Below are 11,076 nucleotides of genomic sequence, written 5' to 3'. Positions count from 1 at the left end.
GAAGCCCACAGCCCCCTGACCGTACTCACCGATCTCTCGCAGCTCGACAAGGAATTCCATGTGACCGAGCAGGGCGAGCGCGACGGCCTGGTCTGGCTGCGCTTGACCTCCACCGCCAAAGACCCGCAATTCAACTACGCCGACCTCGGCTTTGATGCGAACGGCCTGGCGCGCATGCAATTCAAGGATCAGCTCGGCGCCACCACCGACATCCGCTTCTCCAACTGGAAGCGCAATCCCGACATCTCGCCGCAGACCTTCAACTTCACCCCGCCCAAGGGCGCGGACGTGATCGGCGACCTGCCGGAACTCACCACCCAGCCTCTGAAGCATTGATCCGTCAACTGCCCCGCTGGGCCTGGGTCGGCGGCGGCCTGCTTGCGCTGGCCGCCGGTTGCATCAATGCGGTGGGTTATCTGTGTTTTCGCCATCAGCCGGTGACGCATCTCACCGGCACCAGCACCGAACTCGGCATTGCGGCGGCGCACGGCGACTTAAAGGAAATCGTACATTGGGGTTTGACCCTCGTGTCGTTCCTGGTCGGTGCGATGGTGAGCGGTTTCATCGTCGAGCAGCGCACGCTGCAACTGGGGCGCCGCTATGGCGTCGTGCTGATGCTGGAATCCGTACTGCTGTTCGCCGCCACGCCGTTGATTCACGACGCCAAGGATGTCGGGCTTTATCTGGCTACTGCCGCCTGCGGTCTGCAGAACGCCATGGTGAGCACCTACAGCGGTGCGGCCCTGCGCACGACCCACGTGTCGGGCATCTTCACGGACTTGGGTATCTATCTGGGCCAGCGCTTGCGTGGCGTCAACGTGGACATGCTACGCATCCACATCTGCGTGCTCGTGGCCAGCCATTTCATTATGGGCGCCATGCTGGGGGCACTGGGTTATGCGCACGTGCAGGAGCGGGTATTGCTGGTGCCGGCAGTACTGACTGGCGTTGTCGGTTTGGGTTACGCCATTTACCGGCATTTCTTTCTGCAGCGTTCTGATCGATAAGATCGGACGTCGTCGTCATTCCGGCGAACGCGGAATGACGACCCGCTCTTGCAGTGCCCAATGCAGGGATTGCCACCCCGGCCTACGTAGTTACGCGCATCAACCCGCAAGCGCGGGTGCGGCAGGAAAATCAACCGGCACCTTGGTCACCGCGTGCAGATAGTTGGTGACGGTCTTGTCGCCGATGATCACGATGACGTCGACCAGGTTTTCCTTGCTCCAGCCAGCCGCGAAGAACGCATCGATCAGCGCCGGCTCGGCATGGCCGCGTTCCGTGGCGATGCTCTTCACCAGGCGGGCCAGTGCATCGAGCTTGGCATCGAAGCTGGCTTTGCCGCCGCGGATTTCGAGCAGTTGCACGTCAGTGAAGCCGTGCATCTTGCCGATCGCCGTATGGGCGGCGAGACAGTATTCGCATTGATTGACCTGGCTCACGACCAGGTTCACCACTTCGCGGGCCTTGCCCGTCACGCTGCTCTTGGCGTTCTGGAAGGCGAGATAGTTGCCCAGCGCATGCTCGGAATGCGCGAGCGTGGCGTACAGGTTGGGAACCATGCCAAGGTTTTTCTTCAGGCTGTCGAACAGCGCCTGGTTGGCCGGTGAAACCTCGTCGCGGGTGGGTACGTTGATGGTGCTCATGGTCGTGCTCCTGGATGATGAAACAAGAAGGGAAAAGACAAAGGCTTATTGCGCCGTGTAACCGCCGTCGACAGCGATGGATTGCCCGGTGAGGTAGCGCGCTTTGTTGCCCGCGAGAAACAGAATGGTCTGGACGATTTCATCCACCTCTGCCGCGCGCTTGGCCGGCATCGAGTCGAGGAAGCGCGCCTTGGCTTCTTCGTTGCTGCCAACGAAACGATCGAGCATGTCGGTAGCCACCGGACCCGGCGCCACGGCATTGACACGGATACCGGCCGCAGCGCCTTCGAGCGCGGCGCTCTTGGTGATGCCCTCGACGGCATGCTTGCTGGCCACGTACACGGAGGCGCCGGCAATGCCGTTTTTCCCGGCGATCGAGGACAGGTTCACGATCGAACCGGAACCCTGCGCCTGCATCACCTGCATTTCATGCTTGATCGCCAACAGCGTGCCCAGCACGTTGCTGGCGAAGGTGCTTTCGTAGTTCTCGACGGATTGTTCGGTAATCGGGCCGAGCTGGCCTTCGGTGCCGGCATTGTTGATGGCGATATCCAGCCGCCCGAAACGCGCAACAGTCTGCGTGACGAGGTTCCGCACGTCCGCTTCAAAGCGCACGTCGGCGTGTATGAATTCGACCTGCGCACCCATGGCCTGCAGTTCCATGGCGAGGGCATTGCCGGCTTCTTTGCGCCGGCCGCTGATGACGATGCGCGCAGCTTCCTTGGCGTAGGCGATGGCGGTGGCGCGACCGATACCGCTGAGTGCGCCGGTGATCAATACGACGGGGGTGTTCATGATGCGCTCCTGGGATGGGTGGGACGTTGACGGAGCGAACTGTGCACCTTGGTCCGAGGCCGCACTAGAAAGCGCGAAGTGATAGCTGTAAGTCCTGCCAGGAATAGGTAGCGCGGGATTCCCGGCGGGAATGGCAGTTATGCATGGCGCCTGCGTTCCGGGCGCGAGGCCGGGTGGCCAGGATGGACAGCACTTCCCACTTGCAGGAGCAGGACCATGTCACTCCAAGCCACGCTCGATGCTTTCAAAGCCGACTTTCGCGCCGGCAAGCCGCCCTACAACGCGCCGGCGGACATTCATCCCATCATGGAGCGCGCCACCGCCGAGTTGATCGCCTCCGGCCAGGCAAGCCATGCCGCCAAGGCCGGCGACAGGGCACCCGCCTTCGTCTTGAACGACGCCCACGGCAACCCTGTCTCGTCACAGGAACTGCTGGCGAAAGGCCCGCTGGTGATCAGCTTCTACCGCGGCGTGTGGTGCCCGTATTGCAACTTCGAATTGCAGGCGCTGGAAGCGGCGCTGCCGGCGATTCGTGCAACGGGCGCGAACCTGCTGGCCATATCGCCGCAGATCGCGGTGAACAGCCTCAAGTCACAGCGCACGAACCACCTGACGTTTCCCATTCTCAGCGACACCCACAACGACGTCGCCGCTGCGTTCGGCCTTCGCTATGCGTTGCCGAATTATCTGGTTGAGCTCTACAAGCGGCTCAAGAACAGCTTGCCGGCATTCAATGGCGACGATAGCTGGACCTTGCCGATTCCCGCGCGCTATGTGATCGCACCCGACGGCCATATCGTCTACGCCGAAGTCAATCCGGATTACACACATCGGCCCGAGCCGGAAGAGTTGTTGCCGGTGTTGAAGCAGTACGCCGTGGCGTAGTGTGATCGGCATCCTGATGCTCCGAACTTAAGACAGAATCGGAGCGAGTAGGTTGGCGATGAGCGCATGCGAACGCAACGTCGCCATGCAGCATGCAATACTGGGGTTCGCCCCCTGAGGTATCCCCCGTTTTTTTGTCTGCTATTCCTGCAAAAAACGCGGGGATATATCAGGCTTCGCACATCAGCCTACGCATCAAGGCAGCCCCAGCGCATGCCTCAATTCACTACGCGCCGCATCGTAATCGGCCTGCCACTGCGGATCACGCAAAATCTCATCCGCAATCACCGTTCCGGCGATCTTCCCTGCTTCCACATCGCTGGGAAAGTGCACGCCCATCACCACGCGATGTTCACCGTACAACGCCGCCCGCGCAAAAATCGCCTCGCGTTTTTCCGGCAGCATGTTGGTCAATAACACCGCGGTGGTATAGGCGAACGTCGCGTGCCCGCTGGGATAGCTCCAATCATTGGGCTTCTCCTTCGACAAGGCATGCACTTGGCCGGATACCACCGAAGGGCGCGGGTGTTTCCAGAACTGCTTGGCTTCTTTCGCTTCGGCCTTGTCCAGTTTAGCCACACGGTCGAAGAACGCAGCCGTCTTCGGCAACGCCGCCGGTTGCATCGTCAGTCCCACCGCATCGGCAAAGCGGAACACGGAACGCTCCGAGTCCGCCTTGGCCGCGGCCATGTCCTGGGCGGTGCGTGTCTGTTGTGCAGCCAGCACTGCTTGCAGGTCGCGTTGGGCCGCCATCGAACCTGCTGCCGGCGGAGGCGGCAGCAGGTTCGACAATTCGACGACGGCGGGAGAGGCGCCGTCGCCGTAAGCCAGGGCGGACTGGCCGAGCAGAAGCAGGGAAACCAGTACGGCGCGGCGGCTCATCAGAACAGATCCGCCGACACGGTGAAGTTGAAGTTGCGCGCCGGAATGGTGAAGTAAAGCGGCGTGCTGTCTTGGCCGGTGACGCCCGCCAGGTAGTTGATGGTGGTGTTGTTGAACAGGTTGTTGATCTGGAAGCCGATCTTGAAATCCTTGACATCGGTGATGTGCGGATCAAACGTATAGCTGGCGGCGAAGTTGGCCACCGCATAGCCACCGATCGGCGTGTCGTCTTCCGCATTGGCCGTGTAGTAGGTCTTGCCGACGAACTTGTCGACGAGCGAGGCGTAGATCGGGCCGTTGCTGTAGATGAAGCCCAGTGCGGCGGTTTTGTGCGGGGTATTCGCGTTCCACTGGTTGTCGGTGGTCTGGATCGCGCGGTTGAGCGAGCCGTTGGCGTACACGCTGAAGCCGCCGCCCAGCATGTAGGTGCCTTCCAGCTCGACGCCTTTGTAATGTACGCCGCCGCCGTTGTAGAACTCGGTGACGCCGGCAATCTTGTGGCTCTGCACGAAGTTGTTGAAGTTGATCTTGTAGACGTCGCCCGACAGCGTCAGGCGATCGCTGCTCCAGGTCGTGCCGAGCTGGATATTGGTGGTTTTTTCCGGCTGGATCGCGCTATCGGAAACCACCGGATTGGGCACGTAGAACAGGTTGAGGTTGGGGGCCAGGTAGCCCTTGGCCCATTGCGCATACGCCGTCCAGTTCGAATTGAACGCATAGTGGAAGGCGAGCGAGGGCAGGGTGGCGTTCCAGTCCTTGGAATAGGTGAGCGGGGTGCCGGTCTTCTGGTTCACCGGCGCGTCGATGTCGCGCTTGAAGTAGTTGTACTTCGCACCGCCGACCAGATAGGCGTTGTCGGTGATGTTCCACTGGTATTCGAGGAACGGCTGGATCGTGACCAGCGAATCGTTCATCCGGCGATCTGCCGCGGCCAGCGCCAGCGTCGACGCGCCGGGGTTGGCCACCGGGTTGTACGTGTCCAACGTATCGTCGAATTCATACTGCCAGCGCAGGTCGTCCTGGTGGTCGTACCACACGCCCGTGCGCACTTCGCCCGGCCCGATGTCCTTGCCCAGGCGGAAGATGTCGCCCCACGAACGGTTGGTGTTGCGCATGTGCTGGCCGGGCACGTCGTTCGCACCATATTGAGTGCCGTTGGGTGTTTCGCCATTCGGGTCCAGGCCGTTGAAGCCGAAGTGGTTGTAGCCGTAGGTGTAGGTCTTGTTGTCGATGGTCCAGCCAGAGAACTCCGAATGCAGGCCGATGTAGCCCATATTGGTGTTGATCTTGTCCTGGTTGTAGCGGTAGTAATCCTGGCTGGTCGGGTCGTTGTTCAAGCCGTAATTGACGCCGTATTGCGCCATCTCCGCCTTGGTGGTGCCCAGCGGTACGTACTGGTTGAGCTTGTTCCACATGCCCGCGAAGGTCAGCGTGGTGTTGTCGCCCAGCGGCTGCACCACCTTGGCGAACACGCTCTGGCGGCGCTGGCCGGCATAGGTCAGGTAGCCGTCCGATTCGCCGTTCTGCAGATTGATCACAGCAGTGGTGCCGCTGCTGGTAAAGCTGCCGGTATCGATGCGCGCGCCTTCGATGGCGGTATCCCAGCTGCCGAAGCTGATGTACGGACTGACGTTGAACTTCGCCTGCGGGCTGAGCGAATCCACCGAAATCGTGCCGCCGAACGTGGCATTGCCCAGTGTGCTGGCCGTGCCGGGACCGCGATCCACCACCACGCTGCTGGTTTCCTGGTTGGTGAAGTACGAGGTGGAGTGGTGCGTGAAGTCGTTGGAGTCCATCCACGGAATGCCGTCGAACGTCACGTTGTACTGGCCGTCCTGGAAACCGCGGATCGAAACCACCGACGCTTCCATCAAGCCGGCGCCGTTCGGCGTCACCGTGTACACGCTCGGCGCGATGGCGGCGACGTCGGTGTAATCGCCGGTAGGCGGAACGTTTTCCTGGATATAGGTGCTGCCGATCGTCGACTGCGGTTCCGTCGCAATGGTCGAGCCCTGCGTAATGGCGATCGAACTGACCGTCGTGGAGGCCGATACCTGTACCCCATTAAGGGTTTTGGGATTATTGGACGTGCCGTCGCCGGAAGCATTATCCACGGCGCTGGGGCCGCTTGTTGCATTATTGCCTTGGGCGCTCGCATCCTGCGCGTGAATGGGCGCCGTAACAGCCATGGCCAGGCATAGAGCAAGGTAAACCGGCGTGCGGCGGTACAACGCATGTGTCGATGCAATCATTGTTTTTTTCCGGTATCGGCGGGTTGTAGAAAGCCCGACACCGTAGAGATGCTTTATGACACTTTAGTAACAATTACATTAAAAATGACGTTTTTTTAATGCGAAAGAAAGTGCGCTAAGGCCAATCTAAGGTTTGAATTATTTGTGTAATAAAGCGCGTAATTTGAGAGCTTCAATAATCTATCGCTTTAAGCTGAAACTAAGCTACGCATCATTAATGCAATAAATCATTATCAATGGTAATTGGCCGGTGTTTCCTTATGCAAGCGGCATGCCTGCAAGGGCTCGGCACGCCCCGATGCCCTATCATCGGCCGCATGGAACCACGCGAAGCACCCCATACCCCGCAACTGTTCGGCAGCGACACGGAAGAACTCAAGCCCCTGGCCGAGCGCATGCGCCCGCGCACGCTCGATGAGATCGTCGGCCAGCAACGCCTGCTTGCGCCCGGCAAGGCCCTGCGCCGCGCACTGGAAGCCGGCCGCGTGCACTCCATGGTGCTGTGGGGGCCGCCCGGCTGCGGCAAGACCACGCTGGCGCTGCTGGTAGCGCGCTACGCCGATGCGGATTTCCGCGCCATCTCTGCCGTGCTTTCCGGCCTGCCGGACGTGCGCAAGGCCTTGGCCGAAGCCGAAGTCAATTTCGCCCAAGGCCGGCGCACCGTACTGTTCGTGGACGAAGTGCATCGCTTCAACAAGGCGCAGCAGGATGCCTTCCTGCCGCACATCGAGCGCGGCGTGATCATCTTCGTGGGCGCCACCACCGAAAACCCCTCGTTCGAATTGAATTCTGCGTTGCTGTCGCGCTGCCGCGTGCACGTGCTGGATGCCGTATCGGTCGACGACATCGTCGCCGCCTTGCAGCGCGCCCTGGCCGATACGGAACGCGGCCTCGGCGCGCAGCAACTGGATGTCGCCGATACGGCGCTGCGCCTGATCGCCCAGGCTGCCGATGGCGACGTGCGCCGCGCACTCACCTTGCTGGAAATTGCCGCCGAACTGGCCGATGGCCACCAGATCGACGAAGCCACGCTGGAGCAGGTGCTGGCCGACCGCACCCGCCGCTTCGACAAAGGCGGCGAACAGTTCTACGACCAGATCTCCGCCCTGCATAAATCCGTGCGTTCCTCCGATCCCGACGCGGCGGTGTACTGGCTCACGCGCATGCTCGACGGCGGCTGCGATCCGCTCTACCTCGCACGCCGCATGACGCGCATGGCGGTGGAAGACGTCGGCCTGGCCGAACCGCGCGCCTGGCGCATGGCCTTGGATGCATGGGATACCTACGAACGCCTCGGCAGCCCTGAAGGCGAGTTGGGTTTGGCGCAATTGGCCATCTGGCTGGCTATTGCACCCAAGAGCAACGCGGCGTACATGGCCTACAACAAGGCGCGCGAAGTAGTCAGCAACACCGGCACGCTGGATGTACCCATGCATCTGCGCAACGCACCCACGCGCTTGATGAAAGGCCTGGGTTACGGCAAAGGCTATCAATACGACCATGACGCCGAAGGCGGCATTGCGCTCGATCAACAGTGCCTGCCCGACGCACTGGTGGGCACCGAGTTCTACGAACCGGTGGAGCGTGGGCTGGAACTGAAACTGCGCGAAAAACTGCTCGCCTTGCGCGAAGCGCGCAGGCAGGCGCGAAAGAAACAGGGATAGTCGTAGGTTGGCGGTGAGGCAACGCCGAACCCCAACATCGCCATCTGCATGGCAACGTTGGGGTTCGCTACGCTCACCGCCAACCTACGCGCTTGGATGGCCGTCATTCCCGCGAAAGCAGGAATCCATTTGGCCGATCCGCCACACGCCACAGCGCATCCATTTGCGCTTTCCCGCCACCACGCCTAGATTGCCCTGACCATCCAGAAGGGGAGGGCCGCACCATGCGCGTACTCGTCGCAGCTATCTTCGGTGGCATCGTCATGTTCATCTGGGGCGCCGTCGCACACATGGCGCTTGGCCTCGGTAACCCAGGCATCCATCAACCCGTGCACGAGGACGTGGTGCTGAGCAGCCTGCACGAAGGCCTGGGCGCCACGCCGGGCGTCTACATCCTGCCCAGCTTCGATCCCAAGCAATGGAGCGACCAGGCCGCCCGGGCCGCCTATGCGCAGAAATCGCGGACTTCACCCTACGCCTGGATCGTCTATCTGCCGCAAGGCGACGACATGACCGACATGCACCGCCAGCTGCCGCGCCAATGGGCCTCCGACACCCTGGCCTCGCTGGCCCTGGCCTTCGTGATGGGGCTGGCCGCCTTCGGCTTCGTCAAGCGCATCGGCATAGCCGCGGCGGCCGCCGTGTTCGCCTGGCTCAGCACCATGGTGCCGTACTGGAACTGGTACCGCTTCCCTGGCGCGTTGACCTGGGCCGCGCTGGCAGAACAGCTCATTGGGTGGTTGCTGGCTGGCGCAGTGATGGCCTGGTGGATCGGGCGCGGCGAACGCAAGCCCGCCTGAGCTGAGGGTGTATCTCGCACCCGCTGGGATACGTCCCCTCCCCTGCGATAGCAGGGGAGGGCCAGGGAGGGGTGCGAGCGCAGCGAGCCGCAGCGCGCGCCGAACCGCCCGCCGCGTTGCGACCGCAGCGGCCCCACGGCCATAATCCGGCGTTCTTGCCCCACCTTTTGGATCCCAACATGCTGGACCCCGCACTGCTGCGTACGCGCCTGGCCGAAACCGCCGCGCGCCTCAAGGAAACCCGTGGCTTCACCCTCGACGTGAGCGCCGTGGAAGCGCTGGAAAGCCAACGCAAGCAGCTCTCCACCGACACGCAGGAACTGCAGAACTTGCGCAACACCCGCTCCAAGGCCATCGGCCAGGCCAAGGCCAAGGGTGAAGACGTCGCCCCGCTGATGGCCGAAGTCGCCGGCCTGGGTGACAAGCTCAAAGCCAACGAACTGGCGCTGGCCGAGGTGCAGGCCAAGCTCGCCGACATCGCGCTGCTGATCCCCAATATTCCGCACGCCTCCGTACCGATCGGCCAGGATGAAACCCATAACCAGGAAATCAGCCGCTGGGGCACGCCGCGCAGCTTCGATTTCGCGGTGAAAGACCATGTCGACCTCGGCGTGCGGCACGGCTGGCTCGACGGCGAAGCCGGCGCCAAGCTCTCCGGCGCACGCTTCACCGTGCTGCGCGGCCAGCTGGCGCAACTGCATCGCGCGCTTGGGCAATTCATGATCGACCTGCACACGCGCGAACACGGCTACCTGGAATGCAACGTGCCCGTGCTGGTCAACAGCGACGCGATGTTCGGCACCACGCAACTGCCGAAATTCGAAGAAGACCTGTTCGCCACCCAGGTCGGCGATTCCCGCCGCTACCTGATTCCTACCGCCGAGGTATCGCTCACCAACCTCGTGCGCGACACCATCCAGGAAGCCGATGCCTTGCCGCTACGCCTTGCCGCGCATTCGCTGTGCTTCCGCGCGGAAGCCGGCAGCTACGGCCGCGACGTGCGCGGCATGATCCGCCAGCACCAGTTCGAAAAAGTGGAAATGGTGCAGGTTTCACGCGCCAGCGAATCCTACGCGCAGCTGGAGGAAATGGTCGGCCACGCCGAGAAGGTGTTGCAGAAGCTCAACCTGCCTTACCGCAAACTGCTGCTGTGCACCGGCGACATGGGCTTCCAGTCCAGCAAGACCTACGACCTGGAAGTGTGGTTGCCCAGCCAGAACACCTATCGCGAAATTTCCAGCTGCTCCAACTGCGAGGATTTCCAGGCGCGCCGCTTGCAAGCCCGCGTGCGCAACCCGGAAACCAACAAACCCGAGCTGGTACACACCTTGAACGGCTCCGGCCTCGCCATCGGCCGCACCCTGATCGCCGTGATGGAGAACTACCAGAACGCCGACGGCTCCATCACCGTGCCCGAAGCCCTGCGTTCCTATATGCACGGTGCGGAGAACATTGCATGATTTCCCGGCGAGCCCCTCGTAGAACAAGGTGGAGTTCTAATCCAGCTACTTCCTGATGATCGTGCTCGCCTCCATCATCGGCAGGCGCCTGAGCTTCGCCAGCGTGTGGGAGATCACGACGGCGGACATGATCTTCAGCATCATCGCCCTCGTGCTGGTGCTGGCCAGCTTCTGGATCGCCCGCAAGCGCCGCAGCTGGCGCCTGTGGATCATTGCCTCCGCCACCGCCACGCAACTGCTGCCGATGGTGTTGCGCCACCCTGTCATGCCGTTTCCGCTGCCGGGTGGGCTGATTCCGGTGGTGATCATTGTGTGGGTACTGGTGGCGCTGTCGCGGAAGGGGGCAGATGGTCCAAGGGCGCGTGGTTCCTGATACGATTACCGACCTTACAAACGAGTCTGCATACGCAGATTCGCCGCCTCGGCGAAGGCCGGGGCCTAGCGACTTCCCAAGTGCCTAGTGACAGGGGACTCGCCAACAAAATACGGAGAGATGGCCGAGTGGTTTAAGGCAGCAGTCTTGAAAACTGCCGTAGGTGTAAGCCTACCGTGGGTTCGAATCCCACCCTCTCCGCCACCCATAAAAAGACGCCCATCTGGGCGTTTTTTTATGGGTGGCGGAGAGGGTGGTGCGAACGAACGCGTTCGAGTCGACGGCGAGATATTGCTGAGATTCGACAATAATCAGGAAA

Annotated in this window: 11 protein-coding genes and 1 tRNA gene; 8 read left to right on the top strand and 4 right to left on the bottom strand. The window is 61.8% G+C overall.

The features are described from left to right. Together VMA74_RS06505 and VMA74_RS06500 are read left to right on the top strand one after the other, a co-directional pair. The coding region (locus VMA74_RS06505) for a LolA family protein (protein WP_325365827.1) at positions 1-336 on the top strand (336 nt) is incomplete at its 5' end. Then, the gene (locus tag VMA74_RS06500; RefSeq protein WP_325365826.1) at positions 333-1,007 is read left to right on the top strand and encodes a YoaK family protein; all 675 of its coding nucleotides are present in this window, start codon (positions 333-335) and stop codon (positions 1,005-1,007) included. The genes VMA74_RS06505 and VMA74_RS06500, both read left to right, overlap by 4 nt. Before the next feature lie 99 nt (positions 1,008-1,106). Here the strand turns inward: VMA74_RS06500 and VMA74_RS06495 are convergent, their stop codons facing one another. After that, positions 1,107-1,646, bottom strand: coding sequence for a carboxymuconolactone decarboxylase family protein (locus VMA74_RS06495; protein ID WP_325365825.1), 540 nt, complete (start codon positions 1,644-1,646; stop codon positions 1,107-1,109). A 45-nt stretch (positions 1,647-1,691) separates the two neighbouring features. Further along, a complete protein-coding gene (locus VMA74_RS06490; protein WP_325365824.1) occupies positions 1,692-2,441 on the bottom strand; it encodes a glucose 1-dehydrogenase in 750 nt (249 codons plus the stop codon). 216 nt (positions 2,442-2,657) lie between these two features. Here VMA74_RS06490 and VMA74_RS06485 point away from each other — a divergent pair, with 216 nt between their 5' ends. Next, positions 2,658-3,326: a peroxiredoxin-like family protein gene (locus VMA74_RS06485; RefSeq protein WP_325365823.1), complete on the top strand. Its 669-nt coding sequence runs from the start codon at positions 2,658-2,660 to the stop codon at positions 3,324-3,326. A 195-nt stretch (positions 3,327-3,521) separates the two neighbouring features. Here VMA74_RS06485 and VMA74_RS06480 read toward each other — a convergent pair whose 3' ends face one another. Continuing rightward, the gene (locus VMA74_RS06480; protein WP_325365822.1) at positions 3,522-4,208 is read right to left on the bottom strand and encodes a phosphatase PAP2 family protein; all 687 of its coding nucleotides are present in this window, start codon (positions 4,206-4,208) and stop codon (positions 3,522-3,524) included. Next, positions 4,208-6,460: a TonB-dependent receptor gene (locus tag VMA74_RS06475; RefSeq protein ID WP_325365821.1), complete on the bottom strand. Its 2,253-nt coding sequence runs from the start codon at positions 6,458-6,460 to the stop codon at positions 4,208-4,210. The genes VMA74_RS06480 and VMA74_RS06475 overlap by 1 nt, the downstream gene beginning before the upstream one ends. A gap of 317 nt (positions 6,461-6,777) precedes the next feature. On the opposite strand from VMA74_RS06475, the gene VMA74_RS06470 reads away from it, so the two are divergent. The 5 genes from VMA74_RS06470 to VMA74_RS06450 all read left to right on the top strand — a co-directional run bounded on the left by VMA74_RS06470 (position 6,778) and on the right by VMA74_RS06450 (position 10,961). Further along, a complete protein-coding gene (locus VMA74_RS06470) occupies positions 6,778-8,124 on the top strand; it encodes a replication-associated recombination protein A (RefSeq protein WP_325365820.1) in 1,347 nt (448 codons plus the stop codon). Positions 8,125-8,348: 224 nt separating this feature from the next. Beyond that, positions 8,349-8,924 (top strand): hypothetical protein, encoded by a 576-nt coding sequence (locus VMA74_RS06465; RefSeq protein ID WP_325365819.1) that lies wholly within the window; start codon positions 8,349-8,351, stop codon positions 8,922-8,924. Between the two features lie 179 nt (positions 8,925-9,103). Beyond that, positions 9,104-10,384 carry a serine--tRNA ligase gene (serS, locus tag VMA74_RS06460; protein ID WP_325365818.1) on the top strand — a complete coding sequence of 427 codons (1,281 nt, stop codon included), beginning with the start codon at positions 9,104-9,106 and terminating at the stop codon, positions 10,382-10,384. 55 nt (positions 10,385-10,439) lie between these two features. Further along, a complete protein-coding gene (locus VMA74_RS06455) occupies positions 10,440-10,757 on the top strand; it encodes an LrgA (protein WP_325365817.1) in 318 nt (105 codons plus the stop codon). A 114-nt stretch (positions 10,758-10,871) separates the two neighbouring features. Then, positions 10,872-10,961: transfer RNA gene (locus tag VMA74_RS06450), tRNA-Ser, on the top strand. The last annotated feature ends 115 nt before the right edge of the window (positions 10,962-11,076 follow it).

Source organism: Dyella sp., from assembly GCF_035508675.1.
Classification (GTDB): Bacteria; Pseudomonadota; Gammaproteobacteria; order Xanthomonadales; family Rhodanobacteraceae; genus Dyella_B.
This window is presented reverse-complemented; position numbering and strand designations above follow the sequence as displayed.

What these genes read in the sequence shown, in the direction of transcription:
- VMA74_RS06455 (WP_325365817.1), top strand. Translation starts at nt 10,440, where the DNA reads ATGATCGTGCTCGCCTCCATCATCGGCAGGCGCCTGAGCTTCGCCAGC.
- VMA74_RS06490 (WP_325365824.1), bottom strand. Translation starts at nt 2,441, where the DNA reads ATGAACACCCCCGTCGTATTGATCACCGGCGCACTCAGCGGTATCGGT.
- VMA74_RS06495 (WP_325365825.1), bottom strand. Translation starts at nt 1,646, where the DNA reads ATGAGCACCATCAACGTACCCACCCGCGACGAGGTTTCACCGGCCAAC.
- VMA74_RS06465 (WP_325365819.1), top strand. Translation starts at nt 8,349, where the DNA reads ATGCGCGTACTCGTCGCAGCTATCTTCGGTGGCATCGTCATGTTCATC.
- VMA74_RS06480 (WP_325365822.1), bottom strand. Translation starts at nt 4,208, where the DNA reads ATGAGCCGCCGCGCCGTACTGGTTTCCCTGCTTCTGCTCGGCCAGTCC.
- VMA74_RS06485 (WP_325365823.1), top strand. Translation starts at nt 2,658, where the DNA reads ATGTCACTCCAAGCCACGCTCGATGCTTTCAAAGCCGACTTTCGCGCC.
- VMA74_RS06475 (WP_325365821.1), bottom strand. Translation starts at nt 6,460, where the DNA reads ATGATTGCATCGACACATGCGTTGTACCGCCGCACGCCGGTTTACCTT.
- VMA74_RS06470 (WP_325365820.1), top strand. Translation starts at nt 6,778, where the DNA reads ATGGAACCACGCGAAGCACCCCATACCCCGCAACTGTTCGGCAGCGAC.
- serS (WP_325365818.1), top strand. Translation starts at nt 9,104, where the DNA reads ATGCTGGACCCCGCACTGCTGCGTACGCGCCTGGCCGAAACCGCCGCG.